Source organism: Streptosporangium sp. H13245 (genome assembly GCF_055690525.1).
In genome coordinates this window covers 371,109-388,853 of record NZ_JBSZKT010000003.1, presented here as the reverse complement: position 1 = coordinate 388,853, position 17,745 = coordinate 371,109, and the positions used below count along the sequence as shown (strand labels likewise).

Sequence of the window (17,745 nt, the reverse complement as noted above, 5' to 3'; positions counted from 1 at the left end):
CGATGAGTCCCGCACGCCGAACCCCCATCCCGGGCTGCCGCGCCCGGCCGAATTGTCTGAATCCGCGAAACGTGAGCCCTGCCGACGATCGTTTCGCACCGCCCCGCCTTCGGGCGGATGGACACGCCGTCACCGGCCGGGCGCCCGGATGCGGACCTGCCGGTGACGGCATGTGACGGCGGTCGCGCGGGCCGGCACGGCGCGGCCCCAGGTGGGAGCCGTACGCGTCGGCCGCCGCCGGAGATCCCGACGGAGCCGCCGCCTCCCAGTGTGCGAACCGTCGCCCCCCGGCGGATGAGTACGCCCCTACTCATCTTTTCCGGCTGAGAGTTGGGAGGATTCAGGCCCTCGACCGGCCACGCCGTGGAATGACCATTCGGCTCCGGTCCGACACCCGTGCCACGGATGGCGGGCCGCCCGCCTCGACAAGCAAAAAGAAGGCGACCTGCCAAAGAAATGGCTTTACCGGTCGACTTATGGCGCCTCGATTACCGCCCGTTGTGAGTGGCGCGGCAGAATTCGCGTGGTGATTGTGGAACCGCGAAACACGAGAGCCGGGATGGAAATGCTCAGCAGGTCGGCACCGGGTCGGTCTCGCTGTAGATGTCCGTGTCCCTCATATAACCGGCGCGGCCGTTGTCGGCCACGGTGTGCAGCCATCGGAACTTGTGAGGTCCGCCGACGTAGCCACCGGAGTCGGTCCGGCAGTAGAACCAGCTCGGGCGTGTCTGCATGTAACCGGCGACGCCTCCTAAGGTGTTCGGCTGATACCACACCGGTGCGTCTTTCACGTTGTCGCAATACCAGCGACCGGCGGTTTCCCGGAAATAGCAGGGTACGGCGGCGGCCGTCTGGGATGTGGCATTGGCGGCCGAGACGGGTGTCAGGGACAGAACGAGCAGTGCCGTCACGGCACATGCCGTTCGGCCGAGGGGGGTGGTGATCGTCATCCATTTCTCCATTCGCCGGGCATTCGCCTGACTGTCGCATGACAGGGGAGTAGATGGAATGTGATTTTCGCTAGCGGAAATCACCCGATGACGCGTACCGGTTTCGGTCATGGCCGACGCCCCCACTTGTGGGGCCGTGGGGTTTCAGGCTCACAGGAGATAGCGGGCCAGGTCGGCGATGGGGTGGGGGCGGGAGAGGAGGTCGCGCAGGGCGTCCAGGTGGGGGCCGCCGAGGGTGTGGTGGGCGGTGAGGCCGGTGTCGTGGACGGCCCGCTCCCAGTTCCCGTCGTCGTTCGCGGCGTCCTCCAGCCGCCGCAGCACGCTCGCCCCGTCCGTCTCCCCGGCCAGCAGCGTCAGCAGGTGCGGCCACTGGACGGCCAGCGCGGCGAGCTTGGCGACCTCGCCGTCCGAGGCGGGGGCCGCCCCGGCGAGGGCGCGGCGGTAGGTCAGGAACGAGTAGAAGCGGAACACGTTCACGTACCGCTTGATCTCGCGCGGGTTGAAGAACGTCAGCGCCGGGAGCACGAACTCGATCGCCCGGTAGGCGTTCTCGTCGCTGTAGAGGTCGTCGAAGACCCGGTCGGCGGCCTCGCGGGTCGCCGCGCAGAGGCCGCCGACGGCGTCGGAGCACTCGATGCCCAGGGCGTCCTGCGCCAGCCGGGCCGCCTCGTCGAGGGTCGTCGTGGTCGGGCGCAGCGCCCAGATGGCGTCCTGCAGACGGCTCACCTGGACCGGGTCCGGCGGCTCCGCCGCCCGCGATCCGGGTTCCGGCGTCTCCAGCGGCGTTCGCGGACCGAATCCCTGCAGTTCCATCGTCGCCCGCAACCCGAGACCCGGTGTCTCCACCGGTGTTCGCGGTCCGGGTCTCCGTGGCTCCGCCGATGCCCGCAGTCCCGGCACGGCCGCTCCCGGTGGCGTGGTGGTGCCGGGGAAGCCCGGTGCGACCGCGTCGAGCGGGGAGGGCCGTGCGGGAGGCAGGGGACCGCGCGAGCGCGGTCCGGCCGGATCCGGTGGCGGGTCGAGCCGTTCCAGGGCGGCTGAGGGGCCCGCCGGACGCGGTCCGGCCGGATTCGGTGTCCGTGCGGTGTCCGGGTCCCGCGGTCGCGCGGTCTCCGTGCCCGTGGAAACAGTGGGAAGAGATGAAAAAGATGGAGGAGCCTGGACGGAGGGGACGCCCAGCAGGGCCCGTACGAAGGCGGGCAGCCGGTCGGCGTCGTCCAGGAGCGGCACGCTCAGCGGGAGCTGAACGATCTTCTCCAGGAACCGCCAGCCCAGGCCGGAGCGCCCGCCGCCCGGCAGCGTCCCGGCCAGTTCCGGGTAGGCCGCCTCGACGTGCGCCACGACCACCTCCGGTTCCATGGCCAGCACGAACACGCAGTTGGGGAACTCCCCGGCGAGGAAGAGGTTGATCGCCTCGATGACCTGCGCCACCGTCCCCGGGGAGCAGCGGTCGAGGTCGTCCACGAACACCACCAGCGGGCGCTCCCCGGTGGCGACCAGGTCGAGGACCTGCCGCATGTCGGTCTGCACCAGGTGCAGGAAACCGGTCCTGGACCGGTACCCGGGGGTGGCCGCGACCTCGTTGACGAACCCGTCGGCCGCGCCGGGGCCGAGCAGGTCGGGCTGGGTGACCAGGCCGCGGAACGCGTTGTCCGCCGACTCCCCGAAGAACCGCGCCAGCCGTACGGCGCCCGCGGCCACCACCACCGCCGACCCGGCCGACCCGACGGCCGCCGCGGCGTTGCCCAGGAAGGCCCCGAGCGCGGGCAGCAGCGCGGCGGCGGCCAGCAGCGCCCCGGTGAGGACGACGGTGGCGACCAGGCCCAGGGCCACGGGCGCCAGGCGGGTGACCGCCAGCTGGTACGCGCGCCTGCGGACCGCCTCCCGGTCGATCCTGGACAGGTTCAGCTCCAGCCAGAACCGTTCCCGCTCGGCGCGGGGCAGCCGCCGGGTGACCTGGCTGATGATCTCGTGGGCCAGCCCGGCCCAGACCTGCTCGCCGCTCTGGTACATCCACGGGTTGAACCAGACCGTGGGCCGCCAGTCCGCCGGGCGCAGCGGGATCGGGCCGGGCTCGGCCCGCCCGGCGTTCTCCCGGGGGCGCCGTCCCGTCCTGGCCAGCACCTCGGCGTTGGTCAGCGTCCGCTCCGCGCGGGAGCCGGGCAGGTGGATCGGGGCCGGGGCGTCCCCGGCGGCCCCGGGGTCCAGAAGGTCCTGGATCATCCGCATCAGGGAGGTCTTGCCCGCGCCCCACGGGCCCTTGACGCCGATCGTGAGCGGGGGCCGGGTCTCGGGGTGGCGGACGAACGCGGCGATGGCCTCGGCATAGACCCGGTGCCCGAGCTGGTCCTCGGTGGTCCACCGGTCGGCGGTGAGCCTGGCCCTGGGCCGTACCGTCCGCAGCCCGGCCCGGCGGCGGCGCAGCAGCGCCGAGGTCTGCGCCCTCTCGGCGGCCGACAGCCGCGAGTGGCCGAAGATCCGCACGTCCGGGTGGACGAACGTGGTCGTCTCGCCCAGCAGGCCCCACTGCCTCAGCTCGGCGGCGTCGCCGAGGATCTCGTCGATCGGCTCGTCCTCGTCGAGCAGCGCCGCCCTGCGCAGGATCTCCCTGGCGGGCTCGCTCAGGTGGAGCTCGTAGACCCGCCGGACGATCTCGATCCCGCGGGCGGGCGGGGCGGGGTCGCCGAGCCGCGCCAGGACGCGGGCGAAGGCGGCGTGCGGCGCGGCGGCGGTGTCCCTCGCCGGGGTGAGGGCGACGCCCGCGACGGCTCCGTACGAGATCAGGATGGGGGTGCGGGCGGCCGAGGCCGCCGCGTAGCGGGCGAGCGCGTAGGCGTGCAGGTCCCCGACGCTGACCGTCCCGTCCCCGTCGAGGTCGGCGGCCCGCGTCAGCAGGCCCTCCGCGACGACGTCGGTCAGCGTGCGCACCGGTCCCGGCACCGTCTCGTCGAGCCTCAGCGTGAGGGTGAGGGCCGCCGCGGCCACCCTCGGCTCCCCGGCCACGGCGAGCTGCCTGACCGGTTCCGCGGAGCCGTCCAGGGCGCTCCAGCCGAAGTCGACGATCATCAGTACGGCCGCCGCCAGCGACTCGCCGACCTGCCGTCCGAACGCGCCGATCATCGAGCCCAGCTGCCCCGAGGTCCAGCCGCCGTCGGCGGGCAGCCGGATCACCAGCAGGTCGCCCTCCCGCGCCGAGCGCAGCAGGTTCCACACGCGCTCGCCGTCCGCGCCCGCCCCCTCGCTGGTCTCGGCGTCGACGGTGAAGCCCTCGGCGCGCAGGGCGCTCGCCAGCCGCGCGTCGGGCCTGCTCACGAAGGTCTCCGCGTCCGTCGCGGGCGATGACGGCGGGGGAGGCGGCGGCGGGGGCGCGGCCGGGGGAGAGTCGAGGAAGACGAGAGCTCGGCGGGTGCCCACGTGGGGCGTGGTCTCGAAGACTGGATTCGCGAACGCGAGTCCCTCGCTCAACGGTCCTCCCGATCTGACGACGGTTCAAGATCCCACTGTGGACGCGCCGGGCGGGGAAGAAGGCGATCTTGGCGATAGGTCGACCTGTTTTGACGGATGTTTGCTCTCCGGTTTCCGCAAAGTTTGCGGAGGGGGAGTCCCGTCGTTCATGTGAGTTCGATCAACTGGCCGCGTACCGTGAGGGACGACGAGGAGGGGCCCATGCTTCGCCGTACGGCTCCGCGCACACCGGTTCCGGCCACCGGCACGGTTCTCGCGGGTTCGCCCTGGTACGGGGCCGCGGGCGCGGTCACCCGGAGCCCGGAGGGCCCCCACGGGCCGCTCCGCGAGCCGGACGCCAACGGGGTCGCGCTGCCCGAGGGGTTCACCAGCCGGATCGTCGCCCGCACCGGCCGCAGGATCGGCCGGGTGCTGTGGCATCCGGCACCCGGCGGCGGCGCGTGCTTCCCCGACGGCGGCGGCTGGATCTACGTGTCCAACTCCGAGGCCCCGCTGCTCGGCGGGGCGTCGGTCATCAGGTTCGGGCCCGGCGGGGCCGTCGCCGACGCCTACCGCGTCCTGTCGGGCACCAACCTCAACCGCGAGGGCGGGCGCACCCCGTGGAACTCCTGGCTCTCCTGCGAGGAGACCCTCCGCGGCCGGGTTTTCGAGTGCGACCCCTACGGCTCACGGGCCGCGATGCCGCGCCTGGCCATGGGCCGCTTCCGGCACGGGGCCGTGTCCTGCGACCCCGGCCGGGGCGTGGTCTATTTGACCGAGGACGAGCCGGACGGCTGCTTCTACCGGTTCCGTCCTGCCTACTGGGGTGACCTGACGTCGGGCGTCCTGGAGGTGCTCTGCGCCACGTCCGGCCGGGGGCGGGTGACCTGGCGGCGCGTGCCCGACCCCGGCGGGTCGCGGGAGGCCACCCGCGACCAGGTCGGCGACGCCCTGCGCTTCTCCGGCGGCGAGGGGTGCCACTACGCGGACGGCCTGTGCCTCTTCACCAGCGGGGGCCGGGTGTGGGCCTACGACGCGGAGCACGAACGCCTGGAGGCCGTCCACGACGCCGGTGCCCCCTCGGGTGACCTGTACGTCGCCGGCGACGGCGGTGACATGGAGATCAACCTGATCACCCACGGCCGGGTCGTCACCCCGCTCCTGCGGATCCAGGGTCACCCCGGATCGGAGATCACCGGTCCCGCCTTCTCACCGGACGGCGACCGCCTCTACTTCTCCTTCCGGCGCGGACCCCGGGGCGGCGCCTCCGGCACCGACGGCGTCACCTACGAGGTCACCGGCCCCTTCCGCCACTGAGCGACGCGGCCTCCCTCACCACCTCCGTCAGTTCCTCGCGCAGCCCGGCGAAGAGCGGGTCGGTGCGGGGGTGGTCGCCGTACGGCAGGTCCGAGGCGCGGTCGAGGACCACCCGGCCCGGCCTGCCGCTCAGCGCGAGCACGCGGGTGCCGAGATAGACGGCCTCGTCCACGCTGTGGGTGATGAACACCACCGTCGTGCCCGCCCGCCGCCACAGCTCGCGGACCTCCTCCTGCATGCGTTCCCTGGTGAAGGCGTCCAGGGCGGCGAACGGCTCGTCCATCAGCAGCAGCGCGGGTCCCGGGGCGAGCGCGCGGGCGATCGCCGCGCGCTGCTGCATGCCCCCGGAGAGCTCGTACGGCCTCGCCCTGGCGACGTCGGCGAGCCCGGTCAGCTCCAGCAGCTCGGCCACCCGCTCGCGCCGCGCCGCCCCGGGCAGGCCGCGCAGCCCGAAGCCGACGTTCCCCTCGACCGAGAGCCAGGGGAAGAGCCGGTGCTGCTGGAACACGTACCCCCTGGCCGGGTCGGGTCCCGAGACCGGCCCGCCGGAGGCCGTGATGACCCCCGCCGACGGCGCGGTGAAGCCCGCCACCAGCCGCAGCAGCGTGCTCTTGCCGCACCCCGAGGGGCCCACGACCGTCACGAACTCCCCGGCGGCGATCTCCAGGTCGATCGGCCCGAGCGCGTCGACCGTCCCGGCGCGGCCCCGGTAGGAGTGCGACACCCCGGCGAGCGCCAGCGCCGTCTCCCGGGCCCCGGCGCCACGAGCCTCCGTACTCGCGCCGACCGCCGCCCCGGGGCCCGTGCTCACGTCGCTCGCGTCGCCCGCCGTGCCGGGGCTCGCGCTCGCGTCGCTCGTCGTTCCGGAACCGGAACCTGTGCTCGCGGCGCTCGTCGTGGCGGAGTCCGTGCTCGCGTCGCCCGCCGTCCCGGAACCGGAACCTGTGCTCGTGCCGGGGGCCGCGTTCGCGCGGGTGGTCTCAGCTTCCGGCGAAGGCATCCGCGAGCTCCTGCGTGGCCAGGCCCTTCTGGAAGACGCCCAGCTCGGGTACGGCGTCCACCTTCTTCTGGCCCTTGAGGAACTCGGCGGAGCTGTGCAGGTTCTCGGCGAACCTGCCGGGGGCCGAGGGGGTGCCGAGATACTCGGCGGAGCGCTGCTCCGTGGCGTCGAGGAGCACGAGCTGGCCGAGCTGGCGCGCGGCCTCCGCCGGGTCGAGGTTGAGCTGGCGGCCGATGGCCGCGGCGGCGGCGTCCTTGTCGCCCCTGGCCAGCTTGACCGCGCGGTCCTGCTGCTGGAGCCAGACGTGCAGCGCCTTCGGGTACTTCTTCGCGAAGTCGTCGCTCACCACCGCGAGGTCCGCGGTGAGCTTGCCCCGCTGGGCCAGCTCGCGGCTGGTGACCAGCGTCGTGCCGCCGTTCTTCTGCAGCTCGGCCAGGGTGGGCGTCCAGACGTAGGCGGCGTCGATGTCGCCGCGCTGCCAGGCGGCCTGGATGTCCGGCGGCTCCATGTCGAGGATCTTCACGTCGGCCTCCGACAGCCCGGCCTCGGCGAGCGCGGCGAGCAGGCTGTAGTGGGTGGTCGAGGCGAAGGGGGCGGCGACCCGCTTGCCCGCGAGCCCCTTGACGTCGGTCACGCCGCCCCGGGCGACGAGCGCCTCGTTGTCACCGATCACGTCGAAGATCCACGGCACCCGGTACGGGATGTTGAGCGGCGCCGACAGGCCGCGGGTGACCGGGCTGCTGCCCGCCAGCCCGATGTCGAGCGATCCGGCGATCATCGCGGTGTTCACGTCGCCGCCCGAGTCGAACTTACTCCAGGTGATCTTGGTGTTCGGCAGCGCCTTCTCCAGCCACTGCTGGTCCTTGACGATCAGGTCCCCGTTGGGGATGAGCTGGTAGCCGATGCGCAGGGTCGCCGGGGAACCGTCGGCGGCGGGCTTGGCCTCCTCCGTACCGGACCCGCAGGCGGTCAGGGCGAGGGCGGCGGCGGTGAGGGCGAGGATCATGCGTTTCATGGGGGTCTTTCCTAGGTACGGCCGCGCCAGGGCACCAGGCGGCGGTCCAGCGTTTGCAGGAGGAAGTCGATGAGCAGGCCGGACAGGCCGATGACGATGATCCCGAGCACCACCACGTCCGTCTGGTTGTAGCGCTGGGCGTCGCGGACCATGCCGCCGATGCCGGGCACGCCGTTCACGGTCTCGGCGGCGACCACGGTGGTGTAGGCGACGCCCACAGCCACCCGTACCCCCGTGATGATCTCGGGCAGCGCGCTCGGCAGGACCACCCGCAGCGGCAGCTCGTACCGGCTGGCGCCCAGCGAGCGGGCCGCGTTCAGGTAGTCCTCGTGCACGCCGCGTACGGCGTCGGCGGTGGCCACCGCGACCGGCGGGAGCGCGGCGAGCAGCAGGAGCCAGATCTTGGGCTCCTCGTCGATGCCGAACCAGATCACCAGCAGGCTGAGGTACGCCAGCGGCGGCAGGGTGCGGACGAACGTGACCAGCGGGCCCAGCAGCGCGCGCAGCGTGGGGACCATGCCGATCAGCAGCCCCAGCGCGACGCCGCCCGTCACCCCGTACAGGCAGCCGAGCAGGATGCGGCGCAGGCTGGTCAGCAGGTGTTCCTGAAGGGTGTAGCCGCTCACGCCCTCGACGGTGGTGCGCAGGAACTGGTCCCAGACCGCGACCGGTTCCGGTACGAAGACCGGCGGCCAGATCCCGGCCATGGCCACGGCCTGCCAGATCGCGACCAGCGCGACGATCGCCCCGGCCCGCAGCGCCAGGGCCCGCCAGAGCCCCGGCACGGGTTGAGGACGAGTACGGGGACGGGAGGTGAGGACGCTCACGCGACGAGCGCGGGGGCGGCCAGCCGGGGGAGGACGAAGTCGCCCACCCGCCAGGCCTCCTCCAGGTGCGGCCAGCCGGACAGCACGAACTCCGACAGGCCCAGCTCGGCGTACTCGCGGATACGCTCGGCGACCTCCGCGTAGCTGCCGACCAGCGCGGTACCGGCGCCCTCCCGGACCAGCCCGACCCCCGCCCAGAGGTTGGGCGAGATCTCCAGCGCGTCCGGGGAACCCCCGTGCAGGTCGGCCATGCGGCGCTGTCCCACGGAGTCCATCCGGGCGAACCGCGCCTGGGCGGCGGCGATCCTGTCCGGGTCCATGCCGTCGAGCAGGCGCCGGGCGTGTGCCCAGGCCTCCTCTGAGGTGTCGCGGGCGATGACGTGGAGCCGGATGCCGAACCGCAGCTCGCGGCCCGCCTCGGCGGCGAGCCCGCGCATCCTGGCGACCCGTTCGGCGATCATCGCCGGGGGCTCGCCCCACATCAGGTAGACGTCCGCCCCGGCGGCGGCCACCCGTTCCGCGGCGGGGGAGGCCCCGCCGAAGTAGATGTCCGGGGTGTCGGGGAGCGGAGTGGCGAGCCCGCCCCCCGACACCCGGTAGTGGGGGCCCAGGTGGTCGAACGGCTCGCCCGCCCAGGTGCGCCTGAGCACCTCGATGAACTCGCCGGTGCGCTCGTAGCGGGCGTCGTGGTCGAGGAAGTCGCCGTAGGCGCGCTGCTCCCGGGGGTCGCCCCCGGTGACCACGTTGAGCAGGAGCCGCCCCCCGCTGATCTCCTGGAGGGTCTGCGCCTGCTGGGCGAGCAGCGTGGGCAGGGTGAAGCCGGGCCGGAAGGCCACCAGCAGCTTGAGCCGCTCGGTCCGCGCCGCGAGGGCGCTGCACGCCACCAGCGGGTCGGGACAGCCCGCCCCGACCGGGGTCAGCGCCGCCTCGAAACCGGCCGCCTCGGCGGCGCGGGCCACCTGGGACAGGTAGTCGAGCGTCGCGGGCCTGGCCGCGGCACCGCCCGCCGCGACGGTGGTCGTGGCGGGCCTGACGTGGTGGCCGTCGCCGGTGGTCGGCAGGAACCAGTGCAAGCGCATCTTCGCCTCATAGGGCTCATAGGGCTCAAACGGAACGGGGTGGTGCCCCCGATATTAACCACATAATACCTATCTATAAAGAGGGAATTAGGTCGGGGTCCCAGACGGTCCCTGAGCAGGGCCCCGACCCCGGGACCCACCCGTCCGGGCGGGGCGTGGGGCCGGTGACCGGTCGCCCGGGGTCCATGGGGGGATTCCCGTGACGGGCGGCCGGTGGCCGATGGGACCCACGGGAGGCCCCGGGACCTGGGACGGGTGGCCGGTTGCCCATGTACGGGTTTTCTCGGCCGCTCGGTGGTCCATGCGCCGGTTTTCGGGGGCGGTGGATCGGCCGCCCGGTGGCTCACGTACCGGTTTTCGGGGGCGGTGGTCCGCGTGCCGCTTTCCAGGGCCGGTGGATCAGCTGCCCGGTTCACCGCCGGAGTCCGTGGAAGCCGACAGGTAGCCCGTGAGCAGGGTCTTGAGCTCGGCGGTCAGTTCCGCCGCGCGGTCCGGCGGTCCCGCCGCGACCAGCGGGAGCACCGCCCTGATGGTGGCGAGCATCATCGTGGCGACCAGCAGGCGCCGCTCCTCGCCGAGGTGCGGCGCGCGACCGGCGAGGACCCCGGCGATGCGCAGGGCGACGCCCCGGTGCAGCCGCTCGGACGCCGCCGCCAGCCGGTCGCCGGTGGCCGAGCCGTGCAGCAGGGCCCAGTAGGCGGGGCGGGAGGTCTTGTAGGCGACGATCTCGTCCACCACCTGGTCGATCAGGTCGGCCGCAGGCATCCGTACGACGTCGCCGGTGAGCCTGGCCTCCCAGTGCGCGCTCCGCCCCTCGGTGAACCGGTCGAGCAGGCCGTCCAGGATCTCCTCCTTGTTGCGGAAGAACTGGTACAGCGAGCCCGGGGACATCCCGGCCCGCTCGGCCACCGCGTTCGTCGTCATGTCGGGGTAACCGGTCTCGGCGATCACCTCCTCGGCGGCGTCGAGGATCTCCTCCATCCGCCTGAGGCCGCGCGCCTGCCGCTTGACCGTCCGCGCGGGCGCGGCCCGGCCGCCGGTCTGGTCGTCGGCGGCATGGTCGGCGGCGCGCCCGCCGGTCCGGCGGGCGGACGCGGGCCGGTCGCCGGTCTGGCCGGTCGCGCGCACGGTGGGCCGCCCCGCAGGCGCGGACCGGTCGCCGGTGGGCTGTCCGGTGACCGGACGCTTCTCAGGCATGCGTCATCCCGTTGACAAATACGAGCATTTACTTGTATTCCTATCTCGAACCCTAAAACACGAGCAGTTTACCGAATTTCGGGGATGATCATGAAAACCGACTCGCGTCCGGTCGCGGCGCCTCCCGTACCGCCGCTGAGACGACTCGGCCACCTCCTCGTACGGCGCCGCCGCCCGGTGATGGTTCTCGCCCTGCTGGGTGCCGTCGTGCTGGGCGCGCTGGCCGCGGGCACGGTGTCCGGGCTCTCCCTGGCCAGGTACGAGGCGCCGGGCTCGGAGTCCGACCGGGCGCGGGCGGAGCTGGCCGGGCGGTTCGGCACCGGGAGCGCCGACCTGGTCCTCCTGGTCACCGCCAGGAGCGGCACCGTGGACACCCCCGCCGTCGCCGCCTCAGGACGGGCGCTCACCACCCGGCTGGCGGCCTTCGAGGGCGTGGCCGAGACGGCGTCCTACTGGTCGCGCGGCAACCCCGCCACACTGCGCAGCGAGGACGGCAGGCACGCGCTCGTGGTCGCCCGCATCCCCGGTGACGCCAACCGGGTCCGCTCGGAGATCCTGCCGAGGATCATCCCCGAGGTCCTGCGCGGCGACGCCGCGACCACCGTCAGGGCGGGCGGCGGCGAGGAGGTCTTCCGCCAGACCGTGCCACTGGCCAGGCAGGACTTCGTCCGCGCCGAGCTGGTGGTCGTCCCGCTCGTGCTCGTGCTGCTCTGGGTCTACCTGCGGCGCGTCCTCGCCGCCGTGCTGCCGGTCGTGCTCGGCGCGCTGGCCATGGTGATCGGGCTGGCGCTGCTGCGGATCCCGCTCCTGTACGCGGACCTGTCGACGTTCGCGCTGAACCTCACCCTGGCCATGGGGCTCGGCCTGGGCGTCGACTACTCGCTGTTCATGATCGCCAGATTCCGGGAGGAGGTGGAGCTGGGCAGGGACAGGCACGAGGCGGTCGCCCGCGCCGTCGAGCGGGCCGGTCGTACGGTGATCTTCAGCGGGGTGACGGTCGCCGCCTCGCTGAGCGTGCTCCTGTTCATGCCGTTCGACTTCTTCCGCTCCTTCGCCTACGCCGGGGTCGCGGTCGTCGTCGGGGGAGTGGCCGGTGCCGTGGTCGTGCTGCCCGCGATTCTCGCGGCCGTCGGCGACCGGGTGCTGTCACGCCGTCCCCGGGCGGCGGCGGGGGGAACCTTCTGGCGCGGCCTGGCGACCCGCGTGATGCGCCGCCCGGTCGTCTACGGCGGGGTCGCGACCGCGGTGCTCCTGCTGCTCGGCTCGCCCTTCCTCGGTCTGCGCCTCGGCGTCGCCGACGACCGCGTCCTGCCCGTGTCCGCGCCCGCCAGGCAGACCTCCGACGTGATCCGCGCGGAGTTCCCCGCCGAGGAGACCGACGCCCTCCAGATCGTCTCCGCGGGCGCGGCCGGGGCGCCCCCCGAGGCCGTCCCCGGCTACGCCGCCGCCCTCTCCCGCCTGCCGGGCGTCGCCCAGGTCGACTCCGCCGCCGGGTCGTACGCGGCGGGCGCCCGGATCTCCGCCGGGGACCCGTCGCGGTTCGCGGGAACCGGGGGCACCTGGCTGTCGGTGGTCCCCTCCGCCGAGCTGATGGAGAACGACCCCGTACGGCTGGTGCACGACGTCAGGGCGCTGAGGGCGCCGTTCGAGGTGCTGGTCGGCGGCTACCCGGCCGAGCTGGCCGACTACCGGCAGGCCGTGATCGAGCGGCTGCCCGCGCTGCTCGGGCTGATCCTGGCGATCACCTTCGCGGTGCTGTTCGTGATGACGGGCAGCGTGCTGATCCCGCTCAAGGCGACGGTGCTCAACCTGCTCAGCCTGTCGGTCATGTTCGGTGCCCTGGTCTGGGTCTACCAGGACGGCAACCTGTCGGGTCCGCTCGGCTTCACCCCCACCGGGACCCTCGACCCGAGCATCCCGATCCTGATGTTCTGCGTCGCGTACGGGCTCTCGATGGACTACGAGGTCTTCCTGCTGTCGCGGATCAAGGAGGAGTACGACCTGACCGGCGACACCTCGGGGGCCGTGGTCGCCGGGCTCCAGGGCGGCGCCCCCCTCATCACGGCGGCGGGCGGGATCCTGGCGGTGTCGTTCGCGGCCTACGGGAGCGCGCAGGTGGTCTTCGTGCAGATGCTGGGCGTGGGGATGGCGGTGGCGATCCTCGTGGACGCGACCGTGATCCGCGCGATCCTGGTCCCGGCCGCGATGCGCCTGGCCGGTGAGGCCAACTGGTGGGCCCCCGGCCCGCTGCGCCGCCTCCACGCCCGCATCGGCCTGTCCGGCTGAGACCCGTCCGTTCTGCCCGCTCTCCGGACGAGCCAGGCCCGTCCGGTGAGCGGACGGGCTCAGAGGTCGCGGGCCCAGACCTCCCCGGCGAAGGACCCGTCGGCCCCCTCGCCCCCGGCCCGCTCCTTCTCGACCAGCTCGAAGCCCGCCGCCTGGTAGATGCGCCTCGCGCCCAGCAGCACGTCCTTGGTCAGCAGCACCATCCGCCGGTATCCGGCGGCCCTGGCGAAGCGCACGCACTCGTCCACGAGCCGGGTGCCGATCCCCATCCCCCGCGCGGACGGCTCGACCAGCAGCATCCGCAGCTGCGCGGTCTCGTCGTCCTTACGGGCGCAGAAGACGCACCCGGCGCGCTCGCCGTCCACCTCGGCGATCCAGCCCGCCTCGCGCCGGGGATCGTGGCCGTCCACGTAGTCGGCCACGATCCCGGCCACCATCCCCTCGAAATCCATCTCCCAGCCCTGCTCCCGGCTGTAGAGCGTGCCGTGCCGGTAGACCACCCAGCCCAGGTCGCCGGGGCGCGGCGGGCGGATGACGTACGACCGGTCCGTCTTCGGCGCCCGGCCGAGGATCCTCTCGATCGTCGCCATGCTCGCGACCAGCCGCCCTCGGTCCTCGTCGCTCACCCCGGCCAGCAGCTCGCGTACCTCCTCCGCCGCGCGCTCGTCGAAGCCCGCGAACCTGGTCCTGCCCTCGCCGGTCAGCTCGACCACCTGCCGCCGCGCGTCGGCGGCGGACCGCTCGCGCACCACCAGCCCGTCGGTCTCGAACCTGCCGAGCATCCGGCTGAGGTATCCGGCGTCGAGCCCGAGCAGGCGCCGCAGGTCGCCCGTCTCCGTCCGGCCCGCGCGGTCCAGCTCGAACAGCACCCTCACCTCGGTCAGCGAGTAGGAGCTGTCCAGGACGCCCTGGTGGAGCAGGCCGATGAGCCTCGTGTAGAAGCGGTTGAAGGCGCGGACGTCCGCCACGTGTCTCTCCATGCTTGACAGCATCAAGCAATTCATTGACGTAGTCAATGATCTGATCGACGCGGGGGCCTGTGAGATCGGCGGCCCGCTGCGCTAACTTCGCACTTTGGCTGAGGACGGATGATGAGCTGGGGCGGCGCGTGCCGTACCCGTGGCGGGAGCATGATGGCTGAGGTCGCGTACATCGGCGGATACACCCCGGACACCGGCGGGTCCGGGCCGGGGATCACCCTGGTCGAGCTGGGGAGCCTCGCACGGCTCGGGGAGACGGCGGCCTCCGGCCCCTCCTTCCTCGCCGTCCACCCCACCCTCCCGGTCCTGTACGCGGTGGGGGAGAGCGAGCGCGGCACGGTCGGGGTCTTCGCCCGCGCCGGAGACGGCACGCTGAGCCCGCTCGCGCAGCGGCCCAGCGAGGGCTCGGCCCCCTGTCACGTGGCGGTGGACCCCACCGGCACGCGCCTCGCGGTGGCCAACTACGGCGACGGCACGGTCAGCGTGTACGGCATCGACGGATCCGGCCTCCCGGCCGACGTGTGGATCTTCCCCTACCGCGAGGGCGCCCACGCCCACCAGGCGGTCTTCGGTCCCGACGGGGTCCTGTACGTGAGCGACCTGGGCTCCGACGAGGTCCGCCGCTACCTGGTCGGGGACGAGGTGGTCCCGCACCCCGCCGGGCCGGTGCGGCTCGCGTCCGGCATGGGCCCCCGGCACATGGCCTGGTCAGGCGGTCACTGGTACGTGGTGGGGGAGCTGGACGGCATCGTGCGCGTCTACGAGACCTCCGACGCCTCGGATGGCTTCGGTGGCGAGTGGCGCGAGATCGCCGCCGTCCCGGCCAGCGGGGGCGGGGGGCGCAACCAGCCCTCGCACCTGGAGGTCCACGGCGGCCTCGTCCACGTCGCCAACCGGGGGCCCGACACGATCTCGGTCTTCGCGGGCCCCGGGCTGGAGGCGGTCGCGGAGGTCCCCTGCGGCGGCGTCTGGCCGAGGCACTTCGCCATCGCCGACGGCCACATGTACGTGGCCAACCAGCGCTCGGGCGGCGTCGCCGTGCTGCCGCTCAAGGACGGCGTCCCGCGGCCCGCCGAGGAGGTCTTCGCCGTCGGCACCCCCTCCTGCGTGCTGCCCCTGCCGTAGGGTGCTCACGAGGGGTCTTTCCGGGGCGCCGGTCGCGGGGACGTCCCGGCGGGCGTGCTCGCGAGGGGCCCTTCCCGGGCCCCCGGCCCGCGTCCGGCGCGTACGCCAGGCCGGACGCGGGGAGCGGGGTCCGTCCCTGTGTCGCTCTTCCGTAGATCGCGGAAAACGACATGTGAGGACTACTCCACTTGGTCTAGACCACTGGCCGCATCTGCGGGCAGAATGCGTTGCGTCGGTGGCGAAAATCCGTCGCCGTACCGACCGTGCCACTTAGTCTGGCCATCTTGAACCGAACTCACTACCGGAGGATGCCATGCGTATCGGAGTGCTCACCGGGGGCGGCGACTGCCCCGGCCTGAACGCCGTTATCCGCGCCGTCGTACGCAAGGGAGTGGGCGTTCACGGACATGAGTTCGTCGGATTCCGCGACGGCTGGCGGGGCCCCCTTGAAGGCGACACCATGCCGCTTGACATCGAGGCCGTACGCGGGATCCTGCCGCGTGGCGGAACGATCCTGGGCTCGTCGCGGACCAACCCGATCAAGATCGACGGTGGCGTTGAGAAGATCAAGGAGAACCTCGCGAAGGGCGGGGTCGACGCGCTGATCGCGATCGGCGGCGAGGACACCCTCGGTGTGGCCAAGCAGCTCTTCGACAAGGGCGTGAAGGTCGTCGGCGTGCCCAAGACGATCGACAACGACCTCAACGCGACCGACTACACCTTCGGTTTCGACACGGCCGTCAACATCGCCGTCGAGGCGATCGACCGGCTGCACACCACGGCCGAGTCCCACCACCGCGCGCTGATCTGCGAGGTCATGGGCCGTCACGCGGGCTGGATCGCCCTGCACGCCGGTATGGCGGGCGGCGCCAACGTCATCCTCATCCCGGAGAAGCCCTTCGACATCGACAAGGTGTGCGCCTACGTCGAGTCCCGCTTCAAGACGCGGTACGCCCCGATCATCGTCGTGGCCGAGGGCGCGCACCCGGTCGAGGGCCAGATGGCGCTGCAGGCGGGCGAGCTCGACGCCTTCGGCCACGTCCGGCTCGGCGGCATCGGCGAGAACCTCGCCAAGGAGATCGAGAAGCGCACCGGCAAGGAGGCCCGCACCACCGTGCTCGGCCACATCCAGCGCGGCGGCACCCCCACGGCCTTCGACCGGGTGCTGGCCACCCGGTTCGGCCTGCAGGCCATCGACGCGGTGCAGGACGGCGACTTCGGCAAGATGGTCGCCCTCCAGGGCACCGACATCGTCAGGGCCGGTCTCGACGAGGCCACCAAGGAGCTGAAGACCGTGCCGGCCAGCCGCTACGAGGAGGCCGAGGTCTTCTTCGGCTGAGGTCCGTGAGGTCCGTGAGGTCCCCTAAGGCTCGTGAGGGTCTGAGGGTCCTTGGGGGCCCGTGAGGGTCTGTGGGGCCGTGAGGCTGTGGGGCTCGTGATGGTTTGTGAGGTTTTGTGAGACCCGTCACGCCCCGCCCTGGGCCGAGGTTTTGGCTGATATGTCCTCGCGGACACGCCTGTAAGTGTTCTGCAAGCGGCCTCCCCTAACCTCCCGGCAGGGCGCGAGCCCCGCGATTCCCCTCCATGTACGGCTTGCGCCTTGACCAGGCACCAGCGGGGGCGCAAGCCGTACATCATCGCTCCCGGGCGTCGAACAGCGACGGGCCCTTCGGCTCGGGAGCCGGGGCGACCGGCTCGCGGAGCCGGTTGTCGTCGCGGCGGCTCTCCAGCCTGGCCAGCAGGGCGGCGTCGTTCTCCAGTTCCCGCTGCGACGGCGACAGGATGACGCCCAGCAGCAGGCCGAGGGTGAGCAGGCTCACCACGACCAGCGTGGGCAGCATGAAGTCGACACCCCTGGCCCCCTCGACCGGCGTCAGCGAGATCAGGGGCCGTACCTCAAGCGCGAACATGCCGGTGTAGTGCATGCCGCAGACCGCCAGGGCCATGATCAGCGCGGCGCCGCCGGTGGCGAGCGCGCCGCTGACCCGCAGGGTGAACCAGAGCGCCACCGTGGAGGCGGCGACCGCGATCAGCACCGAGATCCCGACCAGCGTCAGGTCGTAGGAGACCCGCGCCGACATGTTCATCGCGTACATGCCGATGTAGTGCATGCCCGCCACCCCGAGGCCGGTGAGCACGCCGCCGGACAGGAGGGAGAGCGGCCTCTCACCCTGGTGGGAGACCAGGAACAGCCCCGCGCCCACGACGACGACCGCCAGGACCGCCGAGCCGACCGTCAACGGCACGTCGTAGCGGATCTGGCCACCGCTGACGGCGAAGCCCATCATGGCGACGAAGTGCATGACCCAGATGCCGGTGCCGCCGATGGACAGTGCCCCGCCCGCCAGCCAGCGGGCGCGTGCCGCGCCCTTCGTCGAGCGGGCCCTGGCGGTGAGCAGGAGGCCGAGCATGCATCCGACGCTCGACATGACGTAGGCCAGCGCGGGCGTGAGCAGGCCGTAGGAGAAGTGATCTACGTGGGACATGTTCCAGTTTCTCGTAAGGGGGAAATCGGTGAATTATTG

Annotated in this window: 13 protein-coding genes; 4 read left to right on the top strand and 9 right to left on the bottom strand. The window is 72.6% G+C overall.

The genetic code is table 11. The features are described 5' to 3' along the window. Positions 1-569: 569 nt before the first annotated feature. Positions 570-950, bottom strand: a complete 381-nt coding sequence (locus tag ACW9TB_RS08570) for a hypothetical protein (RefSeq protein ID WP_472747387.1) — start codon at positions 948-950, stop codon at positions 570-572. Positions 951-1,100: 150 nt separating this feature from the next. Next, a complete protein-coding gene (locus tag ACW9TB_RS08565; RefSeq protein WP_472747386.1) occupies positions 1,101-4,415 on the bottom strand; it encodes a KAP family P-loop NTPase fold protein in 3,315 nt (1,104 codons plus the stop codon). A 150-nt stretch (positions 4,416-4,565) separates the two neighbouring features. Here ACW9TB_RS08565 and ACW9TB_RS08560 point away from each other — a divergent pair, with 150 nt between their 5' ends. After that, positions 4,566-5,711, top strand: coding sequence for an alkaline phosphatase PhoX (locus tag ACW9TB_RS08560; RefSeq protein WP_472747385.1), 1,146 nt, complete (start codon positions 4,566-4,568; stop codon positions 5,709-5,711). Here ACW9TB_RS08560 and ACW9TB_RS08555 read toward each other — a convergent pair. The 5 genes from ACW9TB_RS08555 to ACW9TB_RS08535 form a co-directional block, all read right to left on the bottom strand. Continuing rightward, complete coding sequence (locus tag ACW9TB_RS08555) at positions 5,689-6,711, bottom strand: ABC transporter ATP-binding protein (protein WP_472747384.1); 1,023 nt, start codon at positions 6,709-6,711, stop codon at positions 5,689-5,691. The genes ACW9TB_RS08560 and ACW9TB_RS08555 overlap by 23 nt on opposite strands. Continuing rightward, entirely contained in the window at positions 6,692-7,726 is a 1,035-nt protein-coding gene (locus tag ACW9TB_RS08550) for a taurine ABC transporter substrate-binding protein (RefSeq protein WP_472747383.1), read from the bottom strand. Before ACW9TB_RS08550 ends, ACW9TB_RS08555 begins: the two co-directional genes overlap by 20 nt. Positions 7,727-7,737: 11 nt before the next feature. After that, complete coding sequence (locus tag ACW9TB_RS08545) at positions 7,738-8,511, bottom strand: ABC transporter permease (RefSeq protein ID WP_472747382.1); 774 nt, start codon at positions 8,509-8,511, stop codon at positions 7,738-7,740. 38 nt (positions 8,512-8,549) lie between these two features. Beyond that, a complete protein-coding gene (locus ACW9TB_RS08540; protein WP_472747381.1) occupies positions 8,550-9,632 on the bottom strand; it encodes an LLM class flavin-dependent oxidoreductase in 1,083 nt (360 codons plus the stop codon). A gap of 399 nt (positions 9,633-10,031) precedes the next feature. Further along, positions 10,032-10,829, bottom strand: coding sequence for a TetR/AcrR family transcriptional regulator (locus ACW9TB_RS08535; protein WP_472747380.1), 798 nt, complete (start codon positions 10,827-10,829; stop codon positions 10,032-10,034). A gap of 90 nt (positions 10,830-10,919) precedes the next feature. On the opposite strand from ACW9TB_RS08535, the gene ACW9TB_RS08530 reads away from it, so the two are divergent. Then, positions 10,920-13,115 carry an MMPL family transporter gene (locus ACW9TB_RS08530; protein ID WP_472747379.1) on the top strand — a complete coding sequence of 732 codons (2,196 nt, stop codon included), beginning with the start codon at positions 10,920-10,922 and terminating at the stop codon, positions 13,113-13,115. 59 nt (positions 13,116-13,174) lie between these two features. On the opposite strand, the gene ACW9TB_RS08525 is transcribed toward ACW9TB_RS08530, so the two are convergent. Continuing rightward, positions 13,175-14,095 (bottom strand): bifunctional helix-turn-helix transcriptional regulator/GNAT family N-acetyltransferase, encoded by a 921-nt coding sequence (locus ACW9TB_RS08525; RefSeq protein ID WP_472747378.1) that lies wholly within the window; start codon positions 14,093-14,095, stop codon positions 13,175-13,177. A 153-nt stretch (positions 14,096-14,248) separates the two neighbouring features. On the opposite strand from ACW9TB_RS08525, the gene ACW9TB_RS08520 reads away from it, so the two are divergent. Together ACW9TB_RS08520 and ACW9TB_RS08515 are read left to right on the top strand one after the other, a co-directional pair. Then, the gene (locus tag ACW9TB_RS08520; protein WP_472747377.1) at positions 14,249-15,220 is read left to right on the top strand and encodes a lactonase family protein; all 972 of its coding nucleotides are present in this window, start codon (positions 14,249-14,251) and stop codon (positions 15,218-15,220) included. A gap of 313 nt (positions 15,221-15,533) precedes the next feature. After that, entirely contained in the window at positions 15,534-16,559 is a 1,026-nt protein-coding gene (locus ACW9TB_RS08515; protein ID WP_472747376.1) for a 6-phosphofructokinase, read from the top strand. Positions 16,560-16,854: 295 nt separating this feature from the next. Here ACW9TB_RS08515 and ACW9TB_RS08510 read toward each other — a convergent pair whose 3' ends face one another. Continuing rightward, positions 16,855-17,706: an MHYT domain-containing protein gene (locus tag ACW9TB_RS08510; RefSeq protein ID WP_472747375.1), complete on the bottom strand. Its 852-nt coding sequence runs from the start codon at positions 17,704-17,706 to the stop codon at positions 16,855-16,857. Between the last annotated feature and the right edge of the window lie 39 nt (positions 17,707-17,745).

What these genes read in the sequence shown, in the direction of transcription:
- ACW9TB_RS08525 (WP_472747378.1), bottom strand. Translation starts at nt 14,095, where the DNA reads ATGGAGAGACACGTGGCGGACGTCCGCGCCTTCAACCGCTTCTACACG.
- ACW9TB_RS08530 (WP_472747379.1), top strand. Translation starts at nt 10,920, where the DNA reads ATGAAAACCGACTCGCGTCCGGTCGCGGCGCCTCCCGTACCGCCGCTG.
- ACW9TB_RS08515 (WP_472747376.1), top strand. Translation starts at nt 15,534, where the DNA reads ATGCGTATCGGAGTGCTCACCGGGGGCGGCGACTGCCCCGGCCTGAAC.
- ACW9TB_RS08550 (WP_472747383.1), bottom strand. Translation starts at nt 7,726, where the DNA reads ATGAAACGCATGATCCTCGCCCTCACCGCCGCCGCCCTCGCCCTGACC.
- ACW9TB_RS08510 (WP_472747375.1), bottom strand. Translation starts at nt 17,706, where the DNA reads ATGTCCCACGTAGATCACTTCTCCTACGGCCTGCTCACGCCCGCGCTG.
- ACW9TB_RS08535 (WP_472747380.1), bottom strand. Translation starts at nt 10,829, where the DNA reads ATGCCTGAGAAGCGTCCGGTCACCGGACAGCCCACCGGCGACCGGTCC.
- ACW9TB_RS08570 (WP_472747387.1), bottom strand. Translation starts at nt 950, where the DNA reads ATGACGATCACCACCCCCCTCGGCCGAACGGCATGTGCCGTGACGGCA.
- ACW9TB_RS08540 (WP_472747381.1), bottom strand. Translation starts at nt 9,632, where the DNA reads ATGCGCTTGCACTGGTTCCTGCCGACCACCGGCGACGGCCACCACGTC.
- ACW9TB_RS08520 (WP_472747377.1), top strand. Translation starts at nt 14,249, where the DNA reads ATGGCTGAGGTCGCGTACATCGGCGGATACACCCCGGACACCGGCGGG.
- ACW9TB_RS08555 (WP_472747384.1), bottom strand. Translation starts at nt 6,711, where the DNA reads ATGCCTTCGCCGGAAGCTGAGACCACCCGCGCGAACGCGGCCCCCGGC.